This window comes from Butyrivibrio sp. AE3004 (assembly GCF_000703165.1).
Taxonomy (GTDB): domain Bacteria; phylum Bacillota; class Clostridia; order Lachnospirales; family Lachnospiraceae; genus Butyrivibrio.
The window spans coordinates 295,110-320,600 of sequence record NZ_JNLQ01000002.1 but is presented as its reverse complement, the minus strand read 5'-3'; the positions used below and the strand labels follow the sequence as shown (position 1 = coordinate 320,600).

At 39.5% G+C, this 25,491-nt stretch carries 39 protein-coding genes and 1 pseudogene; 2 read left to right on the top strand and 38 right to left on the bottom strand.

The window, feature by feature from the left end:
* Positions 1-146: 146 nt before the first annotated feature.
* The 8 genes from msrA to BV60_RS0104240 form a co-directional block, all read right to left on the bottom strand.
* Entirely contained in the window at positions 147-632 is a 486-nt protein-coding gene (gene msrA, locus BV60_RS0104280) for a peptide-methionine (S)-S-oxide reductase MsrA (RefSeq protein WP_029319728.1), read from the bottom strand.
* Between the two features lie 8 nt (positions 633-640).
* Positions 641-985, bottom strand: a complete 345-nt coding sequence (locus BV60_RS0104275) for a hypothetical protein (RefSeq protein WP_029319727.1) — start codon at positions 983-985, stop codon at positions 641-643.
* A gap of 32 nt (positions 986-1,017) precedes the next feature.
* Positions 1,018-1,791, bottom strand: a complete 774-nt coding sequence (locus tag BV60_RS0104270) for an HD domain-containing protein (protein ID WP_029319725.1) — start codon at positions 1,789-1,791, stop codon at positions 1,018-1,020.
* A 68-nt stretch (positions 1,792-1,859) separates the two neighbouring features.
* A complete protein-coding gene (locus BV60_RS0104265; protein WP_051656512.1) occupies positions 1,860-2,270 on the bottom strand; it encodes a GNAT family N-acetyltransferase in 411 nt (136 codons plus the stop codon).
* Positions 2,271-2,593: 323 nt separating this feature from the next.
* Positions 2,594-2,962 (bottom strand): alpha-hydroxy-acid oxidizing protein, encoded by a 369-nt coding sequence (locus BV60_RS0104255; protein WP_081846580.1) that lies wholly within the window; start codon positions 2,960-2,962, stop codon positions 2,594-2,596.
* Entirely contained in the window at positions 2,856-3,536 is a 681-nt protein-coding gene (locus BV60_RS20890) for a sugar phosphate isomerase/epimerase family protein (RefSeq protein WP_051656510.1), read from the bottom strand. The genes BV60_RS0104255 and BV60_RS20890 overlap by 107 nt, the downstream gene beginning before the upstream one ends.
* A gap of 37 nt (positions 3,537-3,573) precedes the next feature.
* Positions 3,574-4,749 (bottom strand): iron-containing alcohol dehydrogenase, encoded by a 1,176-nt coding sequence (locus BV60_RS0104245; protein WP_029319718.1) that lies wholly within the window; start codon positions 4,747-4,749, stop codon positions 3,574-3,576.
* Between the two features lie 24 nt (positions 4,750-4,773).
* Entirely contained in the window at positions 4,774-5,700 is a 927-nt protein-coding gene (locus BV60_RS0104240; RefSeq protein WP_029319716.1) for an aldo/keto reductase, read from the bottom strand.
* A gap of 112 nt (positions 5,701-5,812) precedes the next feature.
* Here BV60_RS0104240 and BV60_RS0104235 point away from each other — a divergent pair, with 112 nt between their 5' ends.
* The gene (locus tag BV60_RS0104235) at positions 5,813-6,211 is read left to right on the top strand and encodes a MerR family transcriptional regulator (RefSeq protein WP_029319714.1); all 399 of its coding nucleotides are present in this window, start codon (positions 5,813-5,815) and stop codon (positions 6,209-6,211) included.
* Between the two features lie 72 nt (positions 6,212-6,283).
* Here BV60_RS0104235 and BV60_RS23075 read toward each other — a convergent pair whose 3' ends face one another.
* The 6 genes from BV60_RS23075 to BV60_RS0104205 form a co-directional block, all read right to left on the bottom strand.
* Positions 6,284-6,454: a hypothetical protein gene (locus BV60_RS23075; protein ID WP_156035967.1), complete on the bottom strand. Its 171-nt coding sequence runs from the start codon at positions 6,452-6,454 to the stop codon at positions 6,284-6,286.
* A gap of 140 nt (positions 6,455-6,594) precedes the next feature.
* The gene (locus BV60_RS0104225; protein WP_029319712.1) at positions 6,595-7,140 is read right to left on the bottom strand and encodes a histidine phosphatase family protein; all 546 of its coding nucleotides are present in this window, start codon (positions 7,138-7,140) and stop codon (positions 6,595-6,597) included.
* A gap of 58 nt (positions 7,141-7,198) precedes the next feature.
* Positions 7,199-7,585: a hypothetical protein gene (locus tag BV60_RS0104220; protein WP_029319710.1), complete on the bottom strand. Its 387-nt coding sequence runs from the start codon at positions 7,583-7,585 to the stop codon at positions 7,199-7,201.
* A gap of 76 nt (positions 7,586-7,661) precedes the next feature.
* Complete coding sequence (yaaA, locus tag BV60_RS0104215) at positions 7,662-8,414, bottom strand: peroxide stress protein YaaA (RefSeq protein ID WP_029319708.1); 753 nt, start codon at positions 8,412-8,414, stop codon at positions 7,662-7,664.
* Positions 8,415-8,573: 159 nt separating this feature from the next.
* Entirely contained in the window at positions 8,574-8,900 is a 327-nt protein-coding gene (locus tag BV60_RS0104210) for a hypothetical protein (RefSeq protein ID WP_029319707.1), read from the bottom strand.
* A 57-nt stretch (positions 8,901-8,957) separates the two neighbouring features.
* Complete coding sequence (locus BV60_RS0104205; protein WP_051656509.1) at positions 8,958-9,683, bottom strand: MBL fold metallo-hydrolase; 726 nt, start codon at positions 9,681-9,683, stop codon at positions 8,958-8,960.
* A 104-nt stretch (positions 9,684-9,787) separates the two neighbouring features.
* Here BV60_RS0104205 and BV60_RS24345 point away from each other — a divergent pair.
* Positions 9,788-9,877: pseudogene (locus tag BV60_RS24345) on the top strand (diguanylate cyclase); the annotation flags it as partial.
* A gap of 120 nt (positions 9,878-9,997) precedes the next feature.
* Here BV60_RS24345 and BV60_RS0104195 read toward each other — a convergent pair.
* From BV60_RS0104195 to BV60_RS0104055, 24 genes are all read right to left on the bottom strand, one after another.
* The gene (locus BV60_RS0104195; protein ID WP_242840948.1) at positions 9,998-10,657 is read right to left on the bottom strand and encodes a hypothetical protein; all 660 of its coding nucleotides are present in this window, start codon (positions 10,655-10,657) and stop codon (positions 9,998-10,000) included.
* Between the two features lie 33 nt (positions 10,658-10,690).
* Positions 10,691-10,909, bottom strand: a complete 219-nt coding sequence (locus BV60_RS0104190; RefSeq protein ID WP_029319702.1) for a hypothetical protein — start codon at positions 10,907-10,909, stop codon at positions 10,691-10,693.
* Between the two features lie 185 nt (positions 10,910-11,094).
* Positions 11,095-11,253, bottom strand: coding sequence for a hypothetical protein (locus tag BV60_RS22610; protein WP_242840947.1), 159 nt, complete (start codon positions 11,251-11,253; stop codon positions 11,095-11,097).
* On the bottom strand, positions 11,246-12,526 hold the full coding sequence (locus BV60_RS0104175) for a hypothetical protein (RefSeq protein WP_029319700.1): 1,281 nt from the start codon (positions 12,524-12,526) through the stop codon (positions 11,246-11,248). The genes BV60_RS22610 and BV60_RS0104175 overlap by 8 nt, the downstream gene beginning before the upstream one ends.
* Before the next feature lie 14 nt (positions 12,527-12,540).
* Entirely contained in the window at positions 12,541-12,714 is a 174-nt protein-coding gene (locus BV60_RS23070) for a hypothetical protein (protein ID WP_156035965.1), read from the bottom strand.
* Positions 12,715-12,911: 197 nt separating this feature from the next.
* A complete protein-coding gene (locus BV60_RS0104165) occupies positions 12,912-13,670 on the bottom strand; it encodes a TraX family protein (RefSeq protein ID WP_242840946.1) in 759 nt (252 codons plus the stop codon).
* A gap of 301 nt (positions 13,671-13,971) precedes the next feature.
* Entirely contained in the window at positions 13,972-14,307 is a 336-nt protein-coding gene (locus BV60_RS20885) for a DNA glycosylase AlkZ-like family protein (protein ID WP_051656508.1), read from the bottom strand.
* Positions 14,308-14,389: 82 nt separating this feature from the next.
* Entirely contained in the window at positions 14,390-14,872 is a 483-nt protein-coding gene (locus BV60_RS0104150; protein WP_029319695.1) for an NUDIX hydrolase, read from the bottom strand.
* A 93-nt stretch (positions 14,873-14,965) separates the two neighbouring features.
* Positions 14,966-15,307, bottom strand: a complete 342-nt coding sequence (locus BV60_RS0104145; RefSeq protein WP_242840945.1) for a hypothetical protein — start codon at positions 15,305-15,307, stop codon at positions 14,966-14,968.
* Between the two features lie 497 nt (positions 15,308-15,804).
* Positions 15,805-16,287, bottom strand: a complete 483-nt coding sequence (locus tag BV60_RS0104135) for a hypothetical protein (RefSeq protein WP_029319689.1) — start codon at positions 16,285-16,287, stop codon at positions 15,805-15,807.
* A 519-nt stretch (positions 16,288-16,806) separates the two neighbouring features.
* Positions 16,807-17,187, bottom strand: coding sequence for a GNAT family N-acetyltransferase (locus BV60_RS20880; protein WP_197029525.1), 381 nt, complete (start codon positions 17,185-17,187; stop codon positions 16,807-16,809).
* Positions 17,188-17,241: 54 nt separating this feature from the next.
* Positions 17,242-17,991 (bottom strand): AAC(3) family N-acetyltransferase, encoded by a 750-nt coding sequence (locus BV60_RS21675; protein ID WP_029319687.1) that lies wholly within the window; start codon positions 17,989-17,991, stop codon positions 17,242-17,244.
* A 22-nt stretch (positions 17,992-18,013) separates the two neighbouring features.
* On the bottom strand, positions 18,014-18,511 hold the full coding sequence (locus tag BV60_RS0104115) for a hypothetical protein (protein WP_029319686.1): 498 nt from the start codon (positions 18,509-18,511) through the stop codon (positions 18,014-18,016).
* 30 nt (positions 18,512-18,541) lie between these two features.
* The gene (locus BV60_RS0104110) at positions 18,542-18,859 is read right to left on the bottom strand and encodes a hypothetical protein (RefSeq protein WP_029319685.1); all 318 of its coding nucleotides are present in this window, start codon (positions 18,857-18,859) and stop codon (positions 18,542-18,544) included.
* 18 nt (positions 18,860-18,877) lie between these two features.
* Positions 18,878-19,330, bottom strand: coding sequence for a GNAT family N-acetyltransferase (locus tag BV60_RS0104105; RefSeq protein ID WP_029319683.1), 453 nt, complete (start codon positions 19,328-19,330; stop codon positions 18,878-18,880).
* The gene (locus BV60_RS0104100) at positions 19,327-19,644 is read right to left on the bottom strand and encodes a TfoX/Sxy family protein (RefSeq protein WP_029319681.1); all 318 of its coding nucleotides are present in this window, start codon (positions 19,642-19,644) and stop codon (positions 19,327-19,329) included. The genes BV60_RS0104105 and BV60_RS0104100 overlap by 4 nt, the downstream gene beginning before the upstream one ends.
* An 83-nt stretch (positions 19,645-19,727) precedes the next feature.
* Entirely contained in the window at positions 19,728-19,973 is a 246-nt protein-coding gene (locus BV60_RS0104090; RefSeq protein WP_051656507.1) for a hypothetical protein, read from the bottom strand.
* A gap of 37 nt (positions 19,974-20,010) precedes the next feature.
* The gene (gene rbsK / locus BV60_RS0104085; protein WP_029319679.1) at positions 20,011-20,907 is read right to left on the bottom strand and encodes a ribokinase; all 897 of its coding nucleotides are present in this window, start codon (positions 20,905-20,907) and stop codon (positions 20,011-20,013) included.
* 11 nt (positions 20,908-20,918) lie between these two features.
* Entirely contained in the window at positions 20,919-21,335 is a 417-nt protein-coding gene (locus BV60_RS0104080; RefSeq protein WP_029319678.1) for a hypothetical protein, read from the bottom strand.
* Between the two features lie 416 nt (positions 21,336-21,751).
* Positions 21,752-22,315 carry an ATP-binding protein gene (locus BV60_RS0104075; RefSeq protein ID WP_051656506.1) on the bottom strand — a complete coding sequence of 188 codons (564 nt, stop codon included), beginning with the start codon at positions 22,313-22,315 and terminating at the stop codon, positions 21,752-21,754.
* A 35-nt stretch (positions 22,316-22,350) separates the two neighbouring features.
* Complete coding sequence (locus BV60_RS0104070) at positions 22,351-22,818, bottom strand: DUF3795 domain-containing protein (RefSeq protein ID WP_051656505.1); 468 nt, start codon at positions 22,816-22,818, stop codon at positions 22,351-22,353.
* A 54-nt stretch (positions 22,819-22,872) separates the two neighbouring features.
* Positions 22,873-23,859: a serine hydrolase domain-containing protein gene (locus tag BV60_RS0104065; RefSeq protein ID WP_029319675.1), complete on the bottom strand. Its 987-nt coding sequence runs from the start codon at positions 23,857-23,859 to the stop codon at positions 22,873-22,875.
* 130 nt (positions 23,860-23,989) lie between these two features.
* The gene (locus tag BV60_RS0104060) at positions 23,990-24,559 is read right to left on the bottom strand and encodes an HD domain-containing protein (protein WP_029319674.1); all 570 of its coding nucleotides are present in this window, start codon (positions 24,557-24,559) and stop codon (positions 23,990-23,992) included.
* A gap of 97 nt (positions 24,560-24,656) precedes the next feature.
* A complete protein-coding gene (locus BV60_RS0104055) occupies positions 24,657-25,484 on the bottom strand; it encodes a sugar phosphate isomerase/epimerase family protein (protein WP_242840943.1) in 828 nt (275 codons plus the stop codon).
* Positions 25,485-25,491 lie beyond the last annotated feature (7 nt).

The following is a 25,491-nucleotide window of genomic DNA, read 5'->3' as shown; positions in this document are numbered from 1 at the left end:
ATCTCTTGTAAGATCACTCATTTTATATGATCTGATACACTGATTCACCATCCGCGGTTCCACAAATCCGTTTTTGACAGAACTGACAGCCTGTTCATCCAATAGCACTTCAATATCGCAATACTCCGGAGGAATATAATCAGCTGTTATTGTTTCCTTCCAGATTCTATCAGTTCCTTCTCAAAAGCCTCCGGGTTCTTAAGGTAATAATCCTGGTGATATTCTTCAGCTTCGTAGAAATTCTTATATGGCAAAAGAGCTACGTGAGTCTCTTTACCTGAATTCTTTTCAATCTCAGCTATCTTCTTTTCCGAGATTTCTTTTTCTTCCTCATTATTGTAGAAAATTGCCAGGGTATATGAGAAACCCTTATCAATAAACTGTCCCTCTGCATCAAAAGGATCCACGTTAGCGAAGTAAATATCAAGTAGCTTCTCAAAGGAAACCTTCTCTTTATCATAGACGAGCTTAATAGTCTCCCTGTGTCCTGTTTCCTGATGTTTTACTTGCTCATAAGTAGGATTTTCCTCATCTCCTCCTGCATAGCCACAGATAACCTGATCGACTCCATACATCTTGTAAATTGGCGTAACGCACCAAAAGCATCCGCCAGCAAAATACGCTTCTTTCATATTTCCATTTACGCTCCCATTCCTATCACATCAAGCATTCCGAGAAAAATCAAATAAACCACAAAGCAAGCACCTACTATAAAAGGTATTCCTGTAACAATTCCCGGTATAAGAACTAATATCCTTTTTGAGCGTTCCTTAATTCCATAAGCGTATAACATAAACAAACAACTCGCTATCATCGGAATGAATCCCATCCCCAGCATTATTATATTTCTCTCAAATTCCGTGAAAGGAATCATTGCTTCCGGATTACTTACAGTATTTCCCCCAAAAACTGCGCTAGCTCCAAAGAAAAGCACGCAGCATATTCCCAGAATGTAAATTGTAGTAGCAATAATTTTCTTATTCATTAAATGATTTCCCCCTTATTGTCTGAAGCAGTTCATATGCTATTTTCATAGAACTTCTCGAGTTCATATCTGGTTTCTTCCATGGCTTTTCTCATACTTTCATTCCGTGTCGGAAAGTCAAACATCTTATATAGATATCCCTGTTGCTTTGCAATCTCCCAGCTCTTCAAATAGACCAGTTCAAAAGCAAGTGCAATATGGCCTATCAAATGTTCAGCCGGTGATTTCATTATGTCGCGTCTTACAGCATGATGCTCCCTGACCTGCGTCATAACTTTATCGGAAACTCCGGATGTAAGAAGCACCTCTCTCGAGACATTATAGATTTCTTCCATTGGAGTTTCCACATTTACTCTTAAGATATCAACCTTGTCTGCGTCTCGTAGGATATTGCAGAAGGTCAATGTTTGACCCGTAACCGATCCGGCTATCCTGTATTTATTATGCTGTCTTATGACAATCTCCATCTCTTTATCAGCTGATCTGTCTTCTGTGTAACCGGTAACCAGATTGTCATCTCCAAAAAGAAGATCCGCTCCAAACTCTGCATGATCCACCGATTCGGAATCAATAAAAGTATTGTATCTCCTTACCTGCTCAAACCTTCCAACATCATGTAGCATTCCGGACAACCAGGCAAATTCCACATCGGCATCCGGAAGACCTATTGACCTGGCTATCTGTTCGCAGTTATCTGCCACCCTGTATGTGTGAGCTATCTTAAGCGCAATCTTCGGATCACTTGGATCATATTTTCTTGTATAAGAAGCAAACTGTTCCCTTACTTTCTGCCTGTCTATCTGCATTTTATTTATTCCTTTAGTTTGAATTAACTATCATCTTATATAGTAAATACATTCTACATACCCCATCGTTACCGTAACCTCTTCAGATAGAAATATTTACTTAGCTTAGGATCTTTATCTTCACGAACAAATTCTAATTCATACCCAAGCTTTTTATAAAACTCCGGTGCCTGAAATCCAAAAGTTGTAAGTGCTATTTTCTCATAATCTTTTCCTGTATATGCGTCTTCCACAGCAGCAACAAGTTTGCTACCAACTCCGGATTTTCTGTATTCTTTTCCGACGATCAAATCCTCAATATGGACCTCATTGTAGTACGTACGACCGGTTATAACTCCCGCAATCCTTTCATCGTCTTCCGCAGCAAAGCAGAATTCCTCATAGTTAAGAGCCACATCACTATCCGTAGCATAACCTGAGAACTCTACGTTAATGAACTCATCCGTTCTGTCAGCTTCTGTAATTCGCTTGATTTCCATTTATCAGCCTCTTTTCTTGTTTTTAAAAGTTATCACTTTTTACCTTGAGTATTGTGCCTATTCCTGTCCTTTTCATGGATAATTATACCCATGAAAAAGGCAGGACACAATTCAAAGGAAACTGAGTCCTGCCAATTTTTCATTTTTTCCTATAAGTCTTTCCTGTAACACATTTCCTCTGTTCCCAGCGCAGGCTGCTTATACTCGGTAGCTTCGAATCCCATGTATTCATAAAAAGCTCAGTCATGCTCATTGTCTTGGTGATAATCCTGTCTATACTTTTAGGAAATTTTGTTATTGACATATTACTTTCTAAAATAATCTTATCTAATATAGTGAATAACCGAATCATCGATATCAGACACTTTTGCAAATCCGGTGCAGCTCATCAAATATCTCAACTCATCTCCGACATGGTTTAGAAAATCACGAGTTCCGTTTACTCCGCCTGTTTCAAGAGACGGGAGCATGGATCGACCCACAGCAGCTGCGTCTGCTCCAAGAGCCAGCGCCTTAAAAACATCAGCTCCGGAAGCAATTCCACAGTCAACAATGATCTTCACATCACGTCCCTCAAGGGCTTTCTTAATCTCCGGCAAAACCATCACAGGCGGAACTGCATATGGAATTCTTCCGTGATGATGGCTTACAATAATCGCCTTTCCTTGTTCCAAGCACTTCTGCACATTCATCAATGAACTCTTCTGCATTAAAATATCTTTCTATGGAATTGATCATGTTTATGACATCCATATGAACTGCGAACCTGTCTCTATCAACCTCATCAATAAGCTTCGCATAATCCTTAGGACTTGTTGGTATCATCCATGGCATGGGCTCCAGGGTGAAATACGTTTTTTTCACATTAGCCCTGTCAATTATCTCACGGACCATGCTAATGGTCTCATCACGGAGCTCTTTGGAAAAATTCTCTTTATAAGCTCCATCCCACCTATGCCCTACAATTCCCGCAACATTTACGCAGCATCTTGCTCCAAGGAAATCCGAAAGGCGCAACTGCTCCACACAGTAGTCCCTGTTCTTTTTTCTCTCATCAGGATCTTTTGACAGGGCATTTCTCCAGATGCCAACCTCAGCTATCATGAGTCCTTCCCTGTCTGCAGCTTCCTTATACTCTATTATCTTCTTTTCCGGTTCATTACTCTGAACAGGAAAAACCACAGCGCTGCATCCCTGTTCTTTCTGGTATTTTGCCCAGTGTTCGCCGCAGTCATATACAAGTGGTGATGAAGTACCAAGTCTCATCGCTTATCCCTTCCAAATATTATACAATCTTCTAAAATCATACCATCATCTGATATATCTTTGTGCAGTCATTCTCATCAAGAGTAACAAATCCTGAGATGCTTCCTGTTCTTCCATCGCCATAGCACAGAGCCTTTACAAGGGCAGGGATATCCTCCTCTTTTGCTCCAAGTTCCGCAAAGTTTAAAGGCATTCCGATTCCTTTGAGGAAATTCTCCAGAGCCGCAATGCCTGCAAGTGCTGTAGCCTCAGGATTGTCGAAGTCCATCTGACATCCCCATACGCGTGTCGCAAGCTTAGCGAATCTCATAACATCATGCTTATAAACATACTTAAACACAGCAGGCATTGTTACTGCAAGACCTGCACCATGCGCACAGTCATACAATGCAGAAAGTTCATGCTCGATATTGTGGCTGTTCCAGTCCTGGCTTCTTCCAACACCGCATGAATTATTGTGAGCCATCATCCCTACCCACATGATGTTTGCTCTAGCATCATAATTGTTTGGATCTGCGATTACTCTCGGACCCTCATGGATCATTGTAAGCATCAGCCCTTCAATAAGCCTGTCTGTAACCTCAACCTCTTTTGAATTAGTCAAATACCTCTCATGAAGATGAGCTAAGATGTCTGTTATTCCTGCTGCAGTCTGATAAGGAGGAAGAGTCTGTGTAAGAGCAGGATTAAGGATACTGAACTTAGGTCTTATGGCGTCTCCGCTAGCACCTCTCTTAAACATACCCTCTTCCTTGGTTATTACGGAATCAGGACTTCCTTCACTTCCGGCTGCAGCTATTGTAAGGATTGTTCCCACAGGAAGAGCCTCTTCTATTCTCTTTCCCATATAGAAATCCCAGAAATCGCCATCATATACCGTTCCTGCGGCAATTGCCTTGGATGAATCTATTACGCTTCCACCGCCAACTGCCAGAACAAAATCAATATTTTCCTTCTTACAGAGTTCTATTCCCTCATATACAAGTCCGCTTCTTGGATTGGGCTTTACGCCGCCAAGAAGTACATAGGGGATACCCTCTTTATCCAGGGAAGCCTTTACTCTGTCAAGAAGTCCTGACTTAACAACGCTTCCTCCGCCGTAATGGATAAGGACCTTGCTGCCGCCAAATCTTTTTACAAAAGAACCTGCTTCGTCCTCTCTGTCTTTACCAAATGCAAAAAATGTCGGTGAATAAAAGTTAAAGTTTTCCATGATCAAAGCCCTCCTATCATTGTCTTATGGTAAAAATTTTCCGGAAGAAAGGTACAGTCTGTACCACTCTTCGTGTGTAAGGTCAATCTTGTCTGCTTCTGCCATTTCTGCCAGATGTACAGGATTCATGGTTCCTGCTATTACCTGCATCTTTGCAGGATGTCTTAATATCCAGGCTATAGCTATTGCAGCCTTGGTTACACCATACTGCTCTGCCAGCTCTCCCAAGACCTTGTTCATCTCAGGAAACTCAGGATTATCGATGAACATTCCCTTGAACATTCCATGCTGAAGTGGTGACCATGCTTGAATGGTAATGTCGTTAAGTCGGCAGTAATCAAGAGCTCCACCATCACGCATCACAGACATATCCGTGGTCTTGTTGTTCATGTAAAGATCCTGATCAATGAGCTGTGACTGCTCAAGAGAAAGCTGAAGCTGATTGATCTTAAGAGGCTGCTTCACATATTTCTTCAAAAGCTCGATCTGCATAGGCATAGTGTTGCTCACACCAAAATGTCTTACCTTGCCTGCGGATTCCAATTCATCAAAAGCCTCCGCTATCTGCTCAGGGTCATAAAGAAGATCCGGTCTGTGCAGAAGGAGAACATCAAGATACTCCATCTTAAGCCTCCCTAGAATTCCATTAACACTCTCTATGATGTTTGACTTTCTCCAGTCAAATATCTGCTTGTCAAATCTAAGTCCGCATTTTGACTGGATGATGAGGTCTTCTCTTTTAATATCAGTCAACGCGATAGCATCGCCAAATCTTGTTTCTGCTTCGCCATCTCCGTAGCAGGTGGCATGGTCGATGTAATTAATACCCAGCGATACAGCTGTTTCAATCATTTTTGCTGCAGACTCTGTGCTGAGCGCAGGCATTCTCATACACCCGAGAATTAGTCTTGATGCGCCTTCAGGTCCGTTTGCTAAATTGATTTTCTGCATTTTTAATTCCTCCACTTGCATAGCCATTTTTTATCGTTATCATAATCATATAACTTGAAGTTAACTTTAACTCAAGCACTTTTTTGTAATATCTCATTTTTTTGGAGGAACTATGAAATACACAATTACCGACCTGTCAAAACAGTTTAATCTGCCGGCATCTACCATACGTTACTATGAGCAAATCAACTTATTGGAAAATGTTGAGCATGTGAACTCACGCAGGTTCTATGATGATTCACATATAGACCGCTTACATGCTATAGAATGCTTCAAAAAAGCTCTTCTCCCTCTCGATGAGATAAAGCTTTTCTTCACATATGAAAAAGATATGGAAGCCAATTCCGAAAAGATCCTCGGAATGATGAAAACGCAGGAAGCAAAGACTATTGAATCAATGGAAACTCTCCAAGCAGGACTTGAACATCTTCAGAAAAAGATCCGCTTCTATACTCTTGTCAGCGAAGCCGTAAAAAATAAGACACCACTTCCCAAATGGAGTGATGTCTGACTTTATCTCTTTTTACAAAGAATCTATGAAACTGAACACTTTCTAAATATTCACTCCCTTATTTCTCTCGCACTAAACATTCCATATTCCTTCTCTGATCTCATAATTTGATACGATCCAGTTACCATAGCCAAGCTTATTGGTGGAATACTTATCGTGAAAAGATAATCTCGTATCCAATCCTTTTGATGTCGCATACTGCGCTTTTACTGCTTCTGAATCATTTGAACTTCCTATCTGCATTTTATTATCATTCCCTTCTTCTCTGCTTTAAGTATTTCGTTATAGGCATCAAAATCATTTATAACTGATCGTTACCGCAACCTCTTCAGATAGAAATATTTACTAAGCTTTGTAAGTTCTTCCCTCAAAACATTTGATTTCTACATGAGGCATAATCTCGCTATCACATATTCACCATTTGCATATTTCAGCGATTTATTATCAATGCTAAAATCCATTCTTTTAAGCTCAGCCACAAGCGTATGCATGAAAAATCCATGTGTAACTACCACGCAATCTTCATTCTTTTCCATCAGCATCTTCACAAACTGCCTGGCCCTTTTCTCCGTCTGCAACCTGCTTTCCTTCTGCCTGCTATTATTGAAATACCATTGAATCCTACCTGAGATATTCCAAAACAGTAATGGTAATTTAATCCCGCTATATAAACTTGCTGATAATGGGACTTCGTTAATCAGATCTGTAGAAATATAATCCTGCTCACCAAAGATATTCTGAGCTGTTTCCCTGGTCCTCGGCAAGGTACTTATGTAGTAGCCGGAACACTTCGCATCCGGTATAGAATAATCTGCCTTCATGATATGAGACTGATCATATTGCATGCAAGCTTCGTCAAACCGGTCAGATGTGTACCAAGATTCCCATTTAAAATTCACTTTACCATGCCTAATAAGAACAACCTTCACCTACACCCTCCGATAAAAAACATATTTATACTAACAAATTTTATGTTTTCTGTAGTAATTACTCTGCTGAATCTGTCTCAGTGTTTTCATTCTTTTTCCTGATTCTATCCTTTATTACCATGACAACCGCTCCTATTCCAAAGGCTGTCATCACAAATATCCCGTAAACAATAACGACAAATGCACCGATTATAGGTGCTTCATCAGCAGCGTCAATAAAGTAATAGTAGTAATATGTAAAACCTATCATCCCTATAGCGCAAGACAACAACAGCATCAGCGATAAAATGATATGTTCCTTCATATTTCTTGAGACAAAACCATTCATTATTCCAAGAGCTGCCACAAGAAACAATGGTGCCCTATGAAGTACAGTGCCGCTCTGATAGTACATCAAAAAGAATATGCAAAGCGGTAACAGGTTCAGAAGTTTCAGGTATCTCATAATTCAATCCTTCCGTATAACTTTTCCACCACCAAAACTCTAATATTCCTTCGTTGTAATTTGCCCTTAGGTATGACTAGCTACTATTTCTTTTTTCAAAAACGATTTCAGTATCACATGAAAGATCATCCCTATATGCATATCCGAGTCGGTCAAACTTTTTTATCTCCTGCGGATCTTCAATCAGGTTTTCTGCCATGTACTTCACCATCTCACCTCTGGCCATCTTGGCGTATGTTCCCTTTGTCACAAGCTTCCCATTTACCATCTCACCAAATGTGATAATGATGTAACAGTCATCCGGTTTCAGGTATTTTTCAATGCACTTGGAATACTCCTTCGATGCAAGGTTTATTATAACGCCTGTACCGTCACATACTTCATCATAGAGCCTCACGCCCCACAGATCATATAAATCCTTATATCCATTAATCACTGCCTTAGCCTGCATCTCAAGTCTGTATGGCGTAACTCCGTCCATAGGTTTCAGCACCCCATAAAAACCTGAAAGAATGCGAAGATGCTCCTGCACATAATCAAAGCTTCTGTCTTCAAACACCGTAGGTGCCATATACTGAAACGCAATTCCTTCGTATGAAAGTATGGCAGGCGTCAGTCTGTTTCGAAGATCCATCTCTTTAATGCGTTTATAATTCTGCTCCGCAATCTTATCATTGCATCCCCACAGTTTCTGTAATTCAGAATGCGACTTATTACGGAGCCACTCAAGTATTTCCTCCGTCTGGTCAATAAATACCGGAAGCCCCTGACACTCAAGTTTATCCGTATCCACATTCATTTTCTTTGCAGGTGAAAGAATAATCCTCATAAAAGTTCTCCATGCATCTTTCAGGATTCTCTCCCGAGTTCACTTTGTACTTTGCATCACATATCCGGTATGTATGCTGCAATAACCGCTGTCACTAAGGCAGCATATTGACCACTCGCACTTTTTTGCCCCAACCAAGATTAACGCCAACGCAGAAGATCAATATGCATCCGATGCCTTTTTCCTATCAATCATTGCTCCAATCATCATACCTGCAAACATTCCAAGTCCTGTTCCAAGGCACAAACCTGTCGACACTTTTCCTGATAAGAAATAGCTTGCTATACATCCAACTGCTACTCCTATTCCCATTCCCCAGCTCTGTCCAAGTATCATGTATTTATGCCTGTCCCTGTTCTTTTCAATCTCTTCCTTGTTCTTTTCGGACATCTCCTTGACGTTTTTGGAAGTTGCTACTCCAAACAAAAGATAAACCGGTGCAAGCACTCCAATCAATGCGATAAATAACCAGATTTTAGGTGTCATTATTTCAAGCCTCCTCCTTTTTGTAATATGTTAAAATACAGGTTCTATAGTGTTTTCCTAGTCACACAGAAACGTTGCCACCCCTATATCATATACTTTGACGGTCTGCCCAAACAGCTCTGCCTCTGTTGGCGTAAGCTCACCTTTTTCAACCCTCACTGCACCCTCTATAAGCTTATCTACAATTGAATACTCCAGTGGCAATGTGCCATGATTTGCATAAATACTCTTTATCTCATCCTTAAATTTTTCCAGTCTTTTTAGACTATGGATATATGCACTCATATCCCGCATTGATCCGAACATGAATATCCTGCCATCCTGGATAGTATCACCACAAAAAAACATGCCACTGTTTTTGTCAAGAAGTGCCATGCTTCCGGGTGTATGTCCGGGAAGTGCAATTGCAAGAAGCTTCCGTCCTCCGATATCAAGAACATCTCCGTCATATACCGGTATTATCTTCTGTGAAGGATGAGGCTTACTGTAATTAATAAGCTCTGCAGGATTTATCATGACTTCATCAAATTCATCATTACTGCCGATGTGATCAATATCCGCGTGTGTATTGAACAGTATGATAGGCAGGTCTGTGATTTCTCCAGCAAGCTCCTTTGCATCATGAACCTCCATGCCACTATCAATCATTAGTGCGTGCTCTGTTCCAAGCAGCAGGAAAAATCTCACGCCACCTTCGTCATACTGCTCTATAGAATCAGCAATCTTGAAAATCTCAAATAATTCACTTTTCTTGAAGTCTGTAAGTTTTATAAAAGATTTCATCTGTATAAGTCCTCCAAACATATTTTACTATAACAGAAAAAGAGTCATGCAAGACCTCTGACTTTTTATGACGTTAGGGGCTTGATTTTTAGAGCAAAAGAAATATAGTAATTGTCCTTGCTAATAAGGATATGCCCACATATGTTTATGATGGATCTCTTGTAATAGGAAATCTTATGGATGCTGCAGAGACTGCAAAGGATGCTGCTCTCAGAAAAGAGAACTATGTCTACTACGTAGAATAAGAGCGTAAAAACAAGTTCAAGCCGATGCGAGGGAACCGGAAATCGGTTTGCATCGGCTTGTCTTATCCACTACCTCAAATGCCACATCTCTCCGTTTGGCATCTGAATTATATCTCCAGGAAGCGTCTCGATCACATCTCCGGAAAGATTTCTGACTATGGTCTCCTCCCAGTATCTGTAATCAACTCCTTCGCCTTCTTCATACCACCTGCTAAAAAAAAGTTTTTCTCCATCCCTCATGAAAAAGGTGTCGTGATTACCCATTGAAATGCTGAGTTTTTCCGGCCATACAATATCTAATTCGTTGCCACATTGCCGTGAAAGCATAAGCGGTGTGGTATGCAGCTGTAAATTGTAGCAATCCTTTACCGAAGATAGCGGAAGTTCCTTATGAATACTTAAATGATAATCATTACAATCGAACCTTATTATTCGGATCAATTCATTAGGAAAGTCCACGTCGATGATAAAAATTCCGTTCTCAAAGAATACCGGTGTATCACTATAATGCCCTTCTGTCTTTGGCACAGGAACAAAAACCTGTCCGTCAGGATAATGAACCAGACATAGCTTTCTTCCCTTTACTTTATGGCCCTCACGAAAAACTTCATCTGCCTCATAAAGATCTCCGTGCTCATAATCCATGCCATAGTACCACTCGCTTGTGGCTCCATTAACCGGCTCAATATATGTAATTCCACTAGTTTCTATCCTCTTAATTTCCATCATAATCTACAGTCTCGTAAAAGCAGTAATAAAACCTTATCTTTTCTTATAAAGAACAATTTCTGGATTTGCACCCTCTGCCTCATATGTGCATACCATTATGAAATCCATATTTGCAATAATCCCGAAACATCTGTCTCCACCAAATTCTGCCTCAAGCTGGTTACCAAGATATGTAACATTATCGTCCAGGAATTTCACCTTGGCTCCGTTTGGTAATGGATATTCAAGATATTCTAATACGTAGATATTCATAATACACGCAACTCGCTGTTGCTCCTCCTATCTTTGAATTATTTAGAATATCACTTTCCAATAAGCTTAAGAAGTTTCTTATCAATCATCTCATTTCTCTTGAAGGTACTGTCTCAGCTCCCTTACCTGCATAAGTCGCCCTCTTTGCCCTGATTAGGAAATATATCATCTGTTTATTCATTTTCTTATATTTCCTTCCTCATATATCCACATGTAAATGGAAAAAAATCAAATTTCTTTGTTCCGACATGAACAGCTCCATTCTGCTCATACCATCTGCGCAAAACTACATTCTCTTCAACAATTCCTATATTGATTGCCTTGTAGTAATATGAATTATTCATGCGGCAGCTGATGTTTCGGCCTGACATTTGGGAACGGTCCCTCCATTTTGTATGGAATACCCAGTTCGTCCATGACTTCACAGAAAGCATTCACATATTTCGTATCTTTGATCAGCTGCATAAACGAAAGAAAAATCTTATCTGACATGGATAATGTCTCCAAAAGAAGATGTCCGTCTACCATCGCAAATAATGATTCTATATAATTCGCAACTTCTCCAAAGTCAGCCCATCCGGTGTAGTTAGATATAAATGTTCCGTGCTGGGCTTCCTTGCCACTTGACGGATCATTTTTTGCATAGGCAGCAATCTTATTCTTCTGCCCTGATATCTCATCGATTTTCTCTAAAAAGTTAAATTGTTTACGAAGCTGATAATTACTTACTGTTGGATCAGCCTGAAGAATTATCTGACTGCGGGTATAGGTTCCAAGTCTCTCAACATCGTACCTGAAGTATTTTCTATCATAATCTATATGCACATGACTGAGTATATCATGGTAACTGTTTGGAAGCCCAATGTCAGCACCGGGAAAATGAGCTGTTTCGCCACCTATAACCTTATACTTTTCAGGAAGAACCTTGTTAAGTGCCATGGCTAAAGTCATAAGAAAAAATGCTGCAACACTTGAATCATTATTTTTGGCAAATGACATAATATCACTCTGTTCAAATGTAAACTGATAATAAATAGGATCTCTCTTAAATGGGTTATACATGCCATTTAAGTAGTCCAGCAGCATTACTACCGGCTTTTTACTCTTGTACTCATATATTGGTTCTTCGTTAAGAAGCATATCTAGTGTCGGTTCATCTGTTTCTCCCGGAAGCAGGTCGCTGTCAGTTTTCCTGATACCAGGTGCATATGGGGTAATGCCATATTTATCAGCAACATATTGGTACAAGATGGTCTGCAGCCAGGGCATCATACCCTTCCCGCCACACATGGAATGGCTTATATTAAAAAAGATATCACGACCTGTGCAGTCCAAGAAAAGGAGATGCCGGTTCACTTCTTCACTACACAAATTTGGTAGCTTTTCAGGAGTTTTAAGCACTATAATCTCTCTTTTATTGGGGATAAGATCATATCCGCCATCCTCTCCAATGACAACTTCTTTCGCAAAGTATTGGTAGCGATGCATAGCTGTATTAGCAGACTTTCGTAGTACATCAATATCTACTTCATCTTTCATTGTCACCCTGACTCTAATACAGAATGAGAAAAACTTTTCACTTGAGTAAAGCCTGTATGTATCAACACTGTACTTCATAACTATAACCTCCACTATCGCTCCTTGTATTCCTTTAATGCCGCATGTTCCCTGCGATAAAGCCCATAATCAGCTATATTGCTTTCATGATATTTTTCATATTCACCAAACATTGCTATTGCTTTATCCAATGGAACCCATTTAATAATATATCCAGCACGTTCCTCAGCTTCAGTAAGATGCTGCACACCGGTATCTTCTATAAGTTCACAGACATAGTAATGATTAATATGATTCCAGTCACAAAAAGGATTGTTGTAAACTCTTCCTCAGTATTAAACGGATGTACTTCCTCATCCAGCTTTACTTTCTCAGCGCATGAATTCGAGATCTCAAACAGAAGCTGACTCTTATACCTTTTCTGGTTCTAAAATACCTCTTTAATTTACAGACAAATATTGACATTTCCATATACAAGAACACGGATTATTCCAATTATGATCAGATGCAGCGGATAGTATATATAGAAAAACCACTTCATCCACTTTGCTTTTCCGCGCTCTCCGTTATAAAGCTTAAGAACAGGGTACACCATCAGTACTCCTATGAGTTCGATCGCATATGTTTTGCTTACAAAAAGATACGATACTACGCCATATACAAATACCCAGCCAATCATTTTGATGATCTGTTTTTCAAGATTTCCTCTTTCACTATACATGGCAAGTATCGAAAGAACTGCAATACAGCTCCAATCCGCAGGAAAACAACTGAGAATAAGTATCGTTTGAACGAGTTTTTTCTGCCACTGCTTCCAGTTGTTCATGTGATCCTCAATATAAAGAACAACTACTGCAATAAACAGAGGATACATAACACTGGTCCTGTTAAATATTCCTCCCACCAGAGGATTAAGGCTTATTCCAAATCCAAAACAATATGCAAAATGCGATATGGCAGCGAATATCCCTAGCCTTAACATATATTTCTTAACATCTTTTGTGTAATGATAACCCTCACACACAAAGAACCACATGATCGGTGCTGTCAGCCTGCCAATAAAATGAAGAATGAGCGGCACAGGTTCAGTAGGGAATCCGGGGAACAATAAATCTGTTCCATGATCAATTGTCATAGCAATAATAGCTATGAGTTTTAAGTAATTTGAATTGCATAGTTTCCTGAAAGATGTGTTCATGTTCATTCAAAGTCCTCTCCGAATTTACCAAGAAGTATATATGCTCCCAGAGCAGCATTAAATATAACTGCTGAAAAAGTGCTGAATCTTTCAAATAATCCAAACACAGATTTTGGCATGATACCTGTCTTAGCTATATTTCATAGTACAAAGTAATTATATCACTCACTAATGTTTTCTATTTTTCATCATCTCATTTACTCCAAGCCACGCTCTCACAATCATTAAATTTCGCAAAATTCTTAAGCGTCCGCTCCAATGCCGTATTAAGCTTTTTCGTCTGCCGGATTTCATCTTCCCACCAGAGTCATTTGACTTTCAGAATACCTTCTTTGCGATCCGGTATGGCTTCAATGCGTCCTACAAACTTATCTCCGTAAAGTATAGGCAAAGTGTAATAGCCATATTTTCTTTTAACTACCGGAGTATATATTTCCCAAGAATACTGAAAATCCCACAAAGACTTTATAAATGCCTTATCCCACATCAACGGATCAAGCGGAGCCATGAATGACATACGAGGCTTTAGACCAGCATTTCCCTGAAGCACCTGCTGCATCAGCTCTTCATCTTCTGAGCGATAATAAAAAAGTGGCTTAAAGCCTTCCACAATTACCGGAGAAATTTTACCCTCAGCAGTCAATCACTCAAGTATGTGTTTTCGTTTCTCGGCATTTATACATATTCAAAAAATCCTCCATGAATATCTGGCAAATAAATTTATATTATCTCTCATCCGTCACAAAATGCTTAACCTCATTTAACGGATGTAATAATTCTGTCCTGAAGAACTCCGGGTAAAACTTTATCGGATCATCCGGTGCAATCCACTTGAGAAATTCCTCGTGCTCATCCTCAGTAAAGCTGCTGCACTCAGGTTCAAAGTCCTCCGGGACCTTCATGTAAAAGAAAAAAGATATTTCATATATCAGCTTCCCAAGGTTAGACTCCGCATCCCCATAAAAATAATTCTCATGAACGAATCCCAGCCTGTCTACTTCCATTCTTTTGCCAGTCTCTTCATACACCTCACGTATTACTGCTTCCTCGGCAGTCTCTCCGAACTTGATCCTGCCACCTACAGAGTATAAATACTCTGGTCTGATATGGTTCCCAACCATAAGAAACCTCCCATCCTTTAGAATAATTGCACCTACTCTGATGTTAATAAGTCCCTTGTCACACTGCACTGTCATGTCTTTACTCATATCCAATTTTTCTCCTTAACTTTTTCATCTCCAACAAATCCCGTAGCTCCTATAACAAGTATCATCTTAGCCCCCTATAGTTGCTCTCAGCTCTTAATCATCAAGAGAATCTATTTTCCCTTTATTATGGATAACAAATCTGTGACTGTATCTCTTGTATGGTGCAATACTCATAAGAGAACAGTTTCCGATATGCTTTCCATCAATAAACGCAACAAGCATCAGTTCTCTTTCAGCATCTATCTTAGCTTGGATGAACTGCTTCTCTTTTTCCTCTGTAATTGTGATTTCATCGGGTTCTCTGATTAGATAAGGAGTCTCGGCACTTGTTGTCTTCAGATACTTTATAAGATCTGCAGAGTCTTCCGGTCTTGCATTTCTAAGTACTACAATCCTGCCAAGCTTATCCTTTATAGATATTTCCCCAAATACCATAAGCGTCCTCCAACAAAAAACATATTTCTACTATAACAGAAAAAGAGCCATTTAACAGTAAATTGTACTGTTAAACGGCTCTTTTTCTGACATATTGACCCCATTTTCATAAATCGCTTATCTTCTCTGTAGCCTTTAATTTCATTCGTTCAATTTTATTTTTGGCAAATGTATATACTTCTCCTTCAGCCAAATCATACTGCAATACTACACTTTCTAATGATAGTATTAACGTTTTATAATCATTATATGCTGTTTTTATATACCCCTGGAAATGAATTCGGAATTATTTTTGCATTCGCACTTTTTTCATAGAACAGCCTGTTCTTTTCCGCACTCCAGCCTATCATGAATTCTTTTGCAAAAGAAAAGCCAGGAAATGAAGGACTTCCGTGTCGTTCATTTCTTGGCGCATTATAACAATAACATATCGATTTGGGGCCTTCAAGTAATGATCCGCTAATATTTCGGTACATTTAGTATACATTTGGTAAACATCATTTAATGAATATCAACATTATCTCTGCCAACGCAGCTGCAATAATCGGATTGCCCACAATCGTGATCATCCACTTCAAAATCTTTTTCTTCTTTGGAATATATGGCTTGAGATCTTCAGTTCCGGGAATCGTCCAGGCCTTGGTATGTTCTACCCAATACCAGTCAATAAAGAATCTGCCGAAAAGTCCTTCAGCCATAGCCATGGCGTATATCTGAAGAAATGGCTGCACAAATCCCCTGGCTCCATTAATACCATAAACAGCCCAGAGGACAAAGCCAACCATTGGCAACAACGTAATCCTGAAGACCTTGCCGTTCCTATTTATCTTATCCTTTGTGATAAGTCCCATCTGAACCACACGTTCCTGAACATCCTTTTCATACAGGAACACACCCTGCTCTGCTCCATTTGCGATTGCAATAACACAAGGCAAAAACAATATAAAACATACAACCAGGCATTCTAATACAAGAATCATATTTCCCCCTATCACGATTTTCTGGTCACAAGATGCAGCCTAAACTTCTTTGCTGCTTCAAGCCCTCAGTATTTTTTTATTAACTCATCATACTTACGAATAATCCCACAAGAGCTGCCGGTATCAATGCAAACACCAAACCATGTTTCCTGCTTCCCTCCCACAAACGATAATCTGATTCAATTACATGATACCACCAGTTGTTAGTTTCTGCTAACCATATTCAAAATTGAAGGCCCATATCATTGATACAGGCCTAATCATTATTGTCATTATTATCTACAAATTTTCCGTGCCGTTTATATCTACATACATCGATTCATTTATACCACTTTCAGGTGTTCGGTTATTGATTATTCTACCAATGAAATGTGCTAATAAAACACCAGCTATAAACGTGACAATAACAATACCTGTCACTTTCAAAATCTTTTTTATTCCCCGTTTCATGTTTCTCTCCCTTAATCAGTTCTATTCTAATTAATGCTCTTGCAAACAATTTGTTTCCAAAATGTAGTGCTATTCCAGTCGCATATCAAAAGCCTTTTTTGATGCTCCGTTAAAGCCTTTATTTTCGTAAAACTGATGTGCTCCGGTACGGGCTATTCCGCTCTGAAGTATAGCTTTATAGCAGTGCTGATCCTTCGCAAAGGCAATCGCCATATCTATGACTTTTGAAGCCAGTCCACGGTTTCTATACTCTTTATCTGTGACCACATTTTCGATGAAGCAAATGCCTCTATTTCCACGAGTAAGATTCGGAATGTAAACGGCATAGCAGGTAGAAACAACTTTACCGTTATCAATTGCACCAAAATATTGAATATTGGGATTCTCTTCTATTTCCTTCCAGACCCTTTCGCTTTGGTCAAAAGCGCACTGCTTATCGTCTTCATCCAATTGCTTGTATAATCAAAGCAAAGAAGGCAAATCTGAAATAGTTAACTGTCTGAATTACAATCCAGGTCTCATCCCCCATAGCCCATAGGGATCACGTTTTAACTCATTTTCATACAAAGAAACTACTGACCAGATATCGAAAAACATTACCTTACACTTGCCTATTGACATTTCTTTTATGAGTCCTTTTTCATAGGCCATATCCTGAATCTTGTACCATGCCTTTACAGGAGGATGTCCGGCTTCCATAAACCACTCTTCCGGAGGGTATTTTCGGTTAATCTCTTCACTTGGCTCAAACTGTTTGTTTATATCCTCAGGTGTGATACCTTCCACATAATGCATTGCGGTAAGTTTATAAATATCGACCCCAAGTAAAAGAGCCTTACCTCCATTGTGGATCGGATAATCAAGTCCGCTTGTCACCGCTTCTTTTCCATGCTTTCCCCAGCCTGAAGTACTTATGGTATCTTGACCTGTGTAGGTATCAGGGAGTTTTCTGAATGTGTCTGCTACGATTCCCATTGCAGTTCTGTCTGCATCGGCCGGAAGCACCTTTATCTTAACAGTAATTCCCAGCTTCCTGTCATCATCTGAAAGAGGAAGCTCTTTGCTAAGACGAAGTGCAGGCATAAAAATACTGCCCTCTTCTGTAACTATATCCTTTAATGTGTCTATCACAGTTTCTGCGCCGTCCTCAAGTTCACCAAAACTACTGAGCGATGAATGCACTTCCAAAGTCATTCCCTTCGTAACTCCAAGAGCTAAAAGAGATTCTTTTAATTCCTTCTTTGTAACCATCATCAGAATACTCCTTCTACAAACACTATTCCTTAAAAGACATTTTATAATTTGGCAGAACTTTTTTCCAGAAAACAAGTCCATTAATACCAAATACTATGCCGAATATCACTCGCACCATGGCTTCAGGACACATAAGTTTAATCCCATTCATGTCTCCGCCTCCTACAAAGCCACATATTAAGCTTAGGTACAAAGGATCAAGGAACAAAAGAGCTATTGTCATATAGTAGGAAGTAGCACGTATCAGTTTGCTTTTTGATTCGCAAATTCTCCTTGCGAAAAACACTAAAACATATCCCACAAGCAAAGTAGCTACAGCGCCTACCAGGCAGAAAATGCCAAGTTCATTATCTGTCATCTTTTCGCGGTAAACATCTATCTGTACACCTACCCCCATAAAGTTGATTTGCTTAAATACTCCTAGTATAACAGCACAGATAAAATGAGCACCCTCATGAACCACATAGTACGTCAATATTGCAGCTATGATTCCTATATATTGCCTGATTCGTTTATTCATATTTTAGTTTCCCTTACTATATATCTGAATTTATTGTATCATTCCCAAAACAAAACAGGCCTGAATACACTTATTCAGGCCCGTTCTGCACTTATATAACGCTCCTCTCCCCAGCGGAAAGAGCTTTAAACTGTAATTCTTCTCAAACTTGATATTGTTTACTTGTTCAGTAAGATATAATTCTGTATCTGTTTCCAGCAGATCGTAGCTTTCTATTACAATCTTATCATGCTTCCTCAGTACTTCCTCGTATCCATATGCCGTATCCTTCTTTTTAAGAAAGCGTATTGAACTGTCAAAGCTATCTACAATAATGAGACCATATCTGCTACAATCTTGTGTCAGCAATACTTGATCTTATATCCATCACAGCTGTTTCTCCATAACATCAAAGCATAGATAATCCCCGTTTTCTGTTTTAATCATGTTGTATTTTGTGGCTACATAACCACGTTTGAGATATATTTGTTTAGCTGGTAGTGATGCATCAAGAATAATATTCTCATGCTCTTTGCTTATCATTTCTTCAGCAAATTTCATAAGTTCTCTACCATACCCCTTATGTTGATAATCCGGAAGAACAAATAGCCTGTTTATCTCATTATCTGCCACTGTTACTGTTCCAATTGCATTTCCATCTACTTCAATCTGAAATACTATTCCGGCAACTATATCCGCTCTGATTCTGTCATCGGAATGGTGGTCACTGAAGAACTGTACCGCTCCGCTTGGATAGTACTTGGGATAAACTGACCTTATAGTTGTTTGTGTTATGTTTTTGACAGAATCAAAATCTTTCTCTTTTGCAGCCCTGATCATTTCTTTTTCCTCTTTGGTTCAGGCAATTCTTCATACATTTGCTCAAGCAGATTCCGAAGAAACTCCCTGTTTTCAACATCATCAACCAAAATCATCTCTTTTGCACCTTCATAGGGAATTTCCAGATCAGCATCAGGCATCATTGCCACAGCGGATTTTGTCGGCTTTACCAGAAAACGGTCATCGTAAATACCGCCAACCACCTTGCCACGATAATATAAAATGTATTCTCCCATCATTGCCCGATAAGTAATATCATCGAGTCCAGAAAGCTGTTCCAGTATGAAATCCAAATACTCTTTATTTGATGCCATATTCTCTGCCTTTTATCTGCTCATGCACATAATCACAATATGGGCATGTAGGCATTCCGTAAATCTTAATCATGGCAACCTCCTTAAATTCTCTTCTCAAACCTAAAGAAAAAAACTGAACCATCATCTCCTTCCGTAGCGTTAGGATCCTTATGTTTTGGATTATAAAATTCCACTGCCGCAAATCCTAGGCAGTTTATATAAAAATGCAGATTTCTTGTATCAAAGTATGGCGTGCAGGTCTCCCAATGCGTAACCTCAGGATGCCCCGTCTCAATAGCATTCCAGATTTTCTGTCCTATGCCCTTACTCTGAGTACCGCTCTTCACATATAGAAAACTCCACGTGCCCATGGTTTCCATATTATTACAACAATATGTTACCTATCCTCAGCTCCACTTCTTCTGATGTAGGCATACCACCTTGAGCCCCCATCTTCTCGACAGATAAACCTGCCGCTGTATTAGCATAAATCAGTGCCTCCTTCATTTTATCTCCACCACATATTTTTACTGCAAACGCACCATTAAATGTATCTCCCGCTCCGGTTGTGTCAACAATACTGCTTTTGATACAGGGAATACTTAGTATTTCTCCGCTCTTAAGACAAGTACTAACACCCTTGCTCCCTTTTGTGATTATTAATTTCTCCGGATATCTTTTAAGGATTTCTTCTTCAGACATACCTTCCCCAAATATCAGGTATGCTTCATGTTCATTTGGTGTTATATATGTAACTTTTTCGACAATTTCTTTGGGTACATCGGCAGCCGGTGCCGGATTAAGCACAATAGGAATCCCCTTTTCATGACATATCTCAATAGCATAATGAACTGCATCAAGCGGTATTTCATGCTGAAACACAACCATGTCATGTTTAAACAACTCATTCTTTATGGATTCGATATAAGATATATCAGTACAATGATTAGCTCCTGCAACAACAACTATAGTATTATCATCTTCTCCTAAAGTAATTATTGCAATTCCTGTGGGCTCACCATCTACGATTTTTATATTGTCCGTTTTTACATTATTAGTTTCCAAATTTTTGATAAGATGGCGGCCATTCTCATCATTTCCTACACAGCCAAACATTGTGACCTCGGCACCAAGTCTCGCCATAGCCACAGCCTGGTTAGCGCCTTTACCGCCTGGAATATACTGTAAATCAGATCCTTTTACCGTTTCTCCTTTAAGCGGAATCCGCTCAGCCAGCACAGTCTGGTCCATGTTGATACTCCCAATTACAGCAATCTTCACTACGATCCCCCTTACATACTCTTTTCTCTACAATACATCTTTACCAGACCTTTATGCCGCAGATCCATAAAGGGTAATGGTAATACAACACAGCCTATCATGACTAGCATTTCCAGCAATTCAGTTGGCATAGCCCATCCCAGCCAAAAACCCAGTTCTATACATATGCCATACACAATCCAGATCATTCCATGCTTCCTATTCCACTTGATGATGTCTGTAATCTCATCTTTATTTGGAGGCGCGGTCAGATTATAAAACCCAACAGGTCCATCTTTTTTCATAAATTGACAAATACCTATGATCACCATGAAAAGAGCAACTATTGAAAATATCACGACTCCCCATACTGCTCCGCTATTTACCGTTGTCTTTGTTGCCATAAAAGCTACTGTAGGCCCATCCGGTCCTTCCTTAAAAAAAATCATTCTCACAGCTTCCTCCATCAAAAACATAGTTTTACTATAGCAGAAAAAAAGCCATTTAACAGTAAATTATACTGTAAAACAGCCTTTTTTCTGACATTTCTAATATGCTCACTATCTCATTATTTTTCATTTTTCTTGTTCATCATCTCTATCCTTCATAAACTCCTCAAAGTTTTTCATCTCTTTTCTCTTGAAGCTGCGTTGTTTCTTCCATTAGCATAAACAAGTTCATCTTCTGTAATACACATATCACCAGAATAATTGTTTGAAACCCTGAGGTCAGGTTAGCCGGATAAGCTGTACCTGTTACTTACACATGTCATTCTACGGAACGTAACGGAGTAATACGCTCTCTTAAAAATAGAATATAAACGGTTATCAGCATTTTGGGTTCATTTCGCAAATTTAAAAAAATATTATTTTTGCGAATCAGAAAGCCATCTGGCGATATCGATAATCCTTATTCCTTCATGCTGACTTTCCTCATGTTTTGTCCTGGCTATCAGCAGCTTTGGATAAGCATCCTTAATACCTAAAAGCGATGAAACCTCCCGCTTAAAAGTATCCTCTCTGGATATATCATCAGATACCTGTATGTAGACCTTTTCGCCTTCTTTGATTGTGACAAAATCCACTTCTTTTTCATGTAATTTGCCTACATATACTTCATATCCCCGTCTGAGAAGTTCAATTGCAACTATGTTCTCATAGAGGTGTCCATAATCAGCATTTTTTGTTCCTATCTCAGAAAAGCGGAAAGCCAAATCAGACAGGTAGTACTTCTTATCTGATTCTAAATATCTTTTCCCCTTTATGTCATAACGCTGGATTGGATAAAAAAGGAACGATCTGCAAAAGTAATTCATGTATGCCCCTACCGTCTTATCATTCGTTTTGTAGGTGCCAGAGGTTAGTTTGGATGCCACATTTCTTATCGAAGTCTGATTGCCAACGTTATCCATAAGATAGTTTCCAATCATTATCAAGAGATCTTCGTTTTCTATCTTGAATTTTCTTACGATGTCCTTTGCAATAGTGGTCCTATAGATACCATTAACATATTGTCTGGCATCTTCTTCCGTTTTATAAAGATACCATTCTTTATGAACTGTATCAATTCTTCAATATCGTTGAAATCGTCATAATCGCCGATTATCCCTTCCCTATGGTAAACTACCCCTGCCTTTTCATTGATTTCCAGGCGATCGAGCAATGCTTCCATGCCGAAGCGGCGAATATATTCGTTAAATGCTCGGGGTTTTATCTTTTCTGCAAATAAGCCTTTTCTGCAATCAGATTCATCACATTTCCAGCATCCAGGAATACCCTTTGATATTCCACATCTTCTGTTTTCGCAAAAATCAGCATCTTTGCACCAAGATAATTCTTTGAAGCCGTCAAGTTTGCAGCCCTTGCATGCGACATTCTCAGAGCACAAGCAACAAGCCAATCCACATCTTGCTATTCCTAATTCTCGCTTCATTATGACTCCTTCTCGTGTATTTTACTGGAATAGAACTTAGACCTATACCGCGTATTAAATAACCGGCAAGACTTTATTCTCAATGAATTCCACACGATCAAAAATCCTCACCTTAAATGTACCGGTTATTCCAACAGATACATTTTGCTCTTTGTTTATATAAATAATATTTCCGCTGTCTCCAATCGCAGCAAATACATCTCTATCATCATTGGGCTTGTACCATAAATACCCATAGCTCATGAAGCCAAATTTTTCGCCCAGCTTGAGATGCGGTGCAAGCATATCATTCAGGTATTCTTCTGAGATCACTCTTTTTCCATCATGCAAACCACCGTCTAGTACCATCGCGCCGATTACAGCCATGTCTCTCGCAGACATACATAATCCCCACCCTGCAGTTACGCTGCCCTGAGGGTCAGAGTACCACTCATATTTCCTTGGATTTTTGTTCATAAAGAAGTCAAATTGATCCTCTTTAGAGCTGTCTCCATGGGGTATGCGCTTTGGAAGTTCCAGTGGTTCAAACAAGTTTTTGTTAGCGAAATCAATGCATTTTTCGCCCGTTGCTCTCTCGACTATCCCGGCAAGGATCTGAACACCAAGAGTTGCGTACCTGAATTCTCCGGTGATTCCGCTCCGACCACCAAGATAATCAAGAATCGCAAGCGTAAAGTCCTTGGAAGTGCACACCTTCTTCCATGGTTCTGACTTCCCTTTATAAGGAGCCGTCATAGTAAGCAGATGCCTGATTGTAACGTCATAGATAGTTTTCTCCCCACGTTTTACAGTGTAATCAGGAAAGAAATCCATCACCTTTTGATCTACGCTTTTGATAGCCCCTTTGTCCAACGCAATCCCTGCCAGTAATGCTACAATGCCTTTAGTCACTGAATTGACATTCATCGCATCCAAAGTCTTGAATCCATGAAAGCAATCATCAAGTGCCACCTCACCATCTTTGACGACATAAATCTGACATATATTGCTCTCATTCCCTGTACTCTCAGATATGTATCTGTGCAGTTGTTCTTTATTCATAGTCAAAAGCCTCCTCTTAGGAAAGATTTGGACGTCCTAAGAAAAGGCTAATTGAATTAAAAATCTTTTTCAAGAAAAATCTTAAATAATATTTGTAGTCAAAGATATGGTAAGTAAAACTGGTTAATACTCACTCTTGACCTTCTTTTTCAATCTTTTCTAAGGTATCTTCAAGAATCACTTTTCTAAGGTCTGTAAGCCATTCAGAAAAGGATACTGTATCAAAGGCATATGTTTTATTGAGTTCATACTCATTTTCAGCCCATGTATCAATTGGGGACTCGTTGTGTTGAATCAATGCCTCAAGCTTATCCAATGACTTGTACAGCTTAGCCTCCTTCGTTTCTTGGGCATCCATCTCTTCATAAAGAGCAGCTATCTCCCCAGATAGTTCCTCCGGGAGAGATTTAACCCACTGGTTCAAAAGAGAATCTTCAACCTCTCTATCGGAATCAGTCTTTATAAATGTCGGAATATCACCGGTAAAACACTCCCCAAGATCATGAATAAGGCACATATCCACAACTTTATCAATATCTAAATCTGCAAACTCATGTTTAAGAAGAAATGCCATTAGCGAAATCCGCCAGCTGTGTTCTGCCACACTCTCAGTTCTTCTTTTCGATGTAGTACAATGACGAGGCGTATCTTTCAGTCTCTCTGCAACATGTAAAATCTCTAAATACTCCCTTGCGTTCATACCAGCTCCTCCTCTGTTTTGATAATCAATTAAACCTGCTAATATTTTGCAAGCATTTTTTCTTGTTTTTTACTAATAATACCCTTTTCCAGAAATTTTAAGAGCACTTTACGTTTAGCCAAAGGACAGATTTTTTCAAAGCCTCAATGGTCTTGGTTTCAAGAACGCATCTTGCATTTCTCTGCTCGGCGAGACTGAGCCTTTCCTTTAAATCAATTTCTCCGTCTCCAAGAGCCAGATGGTTCCTGGGCGGAACCTCTGAGCCATCATGGATATGGAAATGGATCAAATGATCCTTATGACTCATTATGAAGGGAACATCTTTTTCTCCGGTAGCCTTTGAATGGCCTATATCCCAGGTAAGACCAAACTTTTGACTCTCCAGCAAAAACTCGATCGCTTTCTTTTCATACTCCCGAAATCCGTCTGTGTTTTCCACAGCGATCATGATATCGCTGTCCCCGATCCACTCCTCGCACTTTTCACGAAATACAGAAAACGACTTCATGTAGGTATCAAAATCCCGGTCATACATCTGCACTTTGCGATCAGGCAATGTGATATAAATCCCATGGTGCATGTGCATGTTTAGAGTAAGGGGCTGACTTGCATCACCATAAAGGTCACGCAGCGGTAAAAGAGCTTTTGCCACCTCAATAGAACGCCTCACTGTCTCAAGATATGCTTCCGAAACCAGACGGTTAAAATCTGCAATATTCAGGTTTTCATCAAGATGAATTGTATAGTAGATCCCTGCTTTATCTGCAAGTTCAATAAGGTGCTCAGTCTGCTCCAATTCGTTAACCTGATATTCAGGAAAGTTCATGTTTAATTCTATGAAGTTAAGACCAAGACTTTTGCAAAGATTTATGTTGTCTTCCAAAGTTTTGTTCTCAATAAGTGTTGGCATTCCATACTGCATCATACATCTC

Excerpts from the sequence above, each read along its gene's own strand:
- BV60_RS0104145 (WP_242840945.1), bottom strand. The coding sequence starts at position 15,307 with ATGGTATTTGGGGAAATATCTATAAAGGATAAGCTTGGCAGGATTGTA.
- BV60_RS0104265 (WP_051656512.1), bottom strand. The coding sequence starts at position 2,270 with ATGGAAATCAAGCGAATTACAGAAGCTGACAGAACGGATGAGTTCATT.
- BV60_RS0104165 (WP_242840946.1), bottom strand. The coding sequence starts at position 13,670 with ATGAACATGAACACATCTTTCAGGAAACTATGCAATTCAAATTACTTA.
- BV60_RS0104150 (WP_029319695.1), bottom strand. The coding sequence starts at position 14,872 with ATGAGTAAAGACATGACAGTGCAGTGTGACAAGGGACTTATTAACATC.
- BV60_RS0104175 (WP_029319700.1), bottom strand. The coding sequence starts at position 12,526 with ATGAAGTACAGTGTTGATACATACAGGCTTTACTCAAGTGAAAAGTTT.
- BV60_RS0104245 (WP_029319718.1), bottom strand. The coding sequence starts at position 4,749 with ATGGAAAACTTTAACTTTTATTCACCGACATTTTTTGCATTTGGTAAA.
- BV60_RS0104235 (WP_029319714.1), top strand. The coding sequence starts at position 5,813 with ATGAAATACACAATTACCGACCTGTCAAAACAGTTTAATCTGCCGGCA.
- BV60_RS0104210 (WP_029319707.1), bottom strand. The coding sequence starts at position 8,900 with ATGACACCTAAAATCTGGTTATTTATCGCATTGATTGGAGTGCTTGCA.
- BV60_RS0104135 (WP_029319689.1), bottom strand. The coding sequence starts at position 16,287 with ATGATTCTTGTATTAGAATGCCTGGTTGTATGTTTTATATTGTTTTTG.
- BV60_RS0104100 (WP_029319681.1), bottom strand. The coding sequence starts at position 19,644 with ATGGCATCAAATAAAGAGTATTTGGATTTCATACTGGAACAGCTTTCT.
- BV60_RS0104195 (WP_242840948.1), bottom strand. The coding sequence starts at position 10,657 with ATGATGGAAATTAAGAGGATAGAAACTAGTGGAATTACATATATTGAG.
- BV60_RS0104075 (WP_051656506.1), bottom strand. The coding sequence starts at position 22,315 with ATGATTGGAAACTATCTTATGGATAACGTTGGCAATCAGACTTCGATA.
- BV60_RS0104065 (WP_029319675.1), bottom strand. The coding sequence starts at position 23,859 with ATGAATAAAGAACAACTGCACAGATACATATCTGAGAGTACAGGGAAT.
- BV60_RS0104115 (WP_029319686.1), bottom strand. The coding sequence starts at position 18,511 with ATGAATAAACGAATCAGGCAATATATAGGAATCATAGCTGCAATATTG.
- BV60_RS0104270 (WP_029319725.1), bottom strand. The coding sequence starts at position 1,791 with ATGCAGATAGACAGGCAGAAAGTAAGGGAACAGTTTGCTTCTTATACA.
- msrA (WP_029319728.1), bottom strand. The coding sequence starts at position 632 with ATGAAAGAAGCGTATTTTGCTGGCGGATGCTTTTGGTGCGTTACGCCA.
- BV60_RS0104190 (WP_029319702.1), bottom strand. The coding sequence starts at position 10,909 with ATGAATATCTACGTATTAGAATATCTTGAATATCCATTACCAAACGGA.
- yaaA (WP_029319708.1), bottom strand. The coding sequence starts at position 8,414 with ATGAGGATTATTCTTTCACCTGCAAAGAAAATGAATGTGGATACGGAT.
- BV60_RS0104220 (WP_029319710.1), bottom strand. The coding sequence starts at position 7,585 with ATGAGATACCTGAAACTTCTGAACCTGTTACCGCTTTGCATATTCTTT.
- BV60_RS21675 (WP_029319687.1), bottom strand. The coding sequence starts at position 17,991 with ATGATGGTTACAAAGAAGGAATTAAAAGAATCTCTTTTAGCTCTTGGA.
- BV60_RS0104255 (WP_081846580.1), bottom strand. The coding sequence starts at position 2,962 with ATGAATGTGCAGAAGTGCTTGGAACAAGGAAAGGCGATTATTGTAAGC.
- BV60_RS22610 (WP_242840947.1), bottom strand. The coding sequence starts at position 11,253 with ATGAATAATTCATATTACTACAAGGCAATCAATATAGGAATTGTTGAA.
- BV60_RS0104240 (WP_029319716.1), bottom strand. The coding sequence starts at position 5,700 with ATGCAGAAAATCAATTTAGCAAACGGACCTGAAGGCGCATCAAGACTA.
- BV60_RS0104205 (WP_051656509.1), bottom strand. The coding sequence starts at position 9,683 with ATGAAATCTTTTATAAAACTTACAGACTTCAAGAAAAGTGAATTATTT.
- BV60_RS0104060 (WP_029319674.1), bottom strand. The coding sequence starts at position 24,559 with ATGAACGCAAGGGAGTATTTAGAGATTTTACATGTTGCAGAGAGACTG.
- BV60_RS0104070 (WP_051656505.1), bottom strand. The coding sequence starts at position 22,818 with ATGAAGCGAGAATTAGGAATAGCAAGATGTGGATTGGCTTGTTGCTTG.
- BV60_RS0104080 (WP_029319678.1), bottom strand. The coding sequence starts at position 21,335 with ATGATTTTTTTTAAGGAAGGACCGGATGGGCCTACAGTAGCTTTTATG.
- BV60_RS23075 (WP_156035967.1), bottom strand. The coding sequence starts at position 6,454 with ATGCAGATAGGAAGTTCAAATGATTCAGAAGCAGTAAAAGCGCAGTAT.
- BV60_RS0104105 (WP_029319683.1), bottom strand. The coding sequence starts at position 19,330 with ATGATCAGGGCTGCAAAAGAGAAAGATTTTGATTCTGTCAAAAACATA.
- BV60_RS20890 (WP_051656510.1), bottom strand. The coding sequence starts at position 3,536 with ATGAGACTTGGTACTTCATCACCACTTGTATATGACTGCGGCGAACAC.
- BV60_RS0104055 (WP_242840943.1), bottom strand. The coding sequence starts at position 25,484 with ATGATGCAGTATGGAATGCCAACACTTATTGAGAACAAAACTTTGGAA.
- BV60_RS0104275 (WP_029319727.1), bottom strand. The coding sequence starts at position 985 with ATGAATAAGAAAATTATTGCTACTACAATTTACATTCTGGGAATATGC.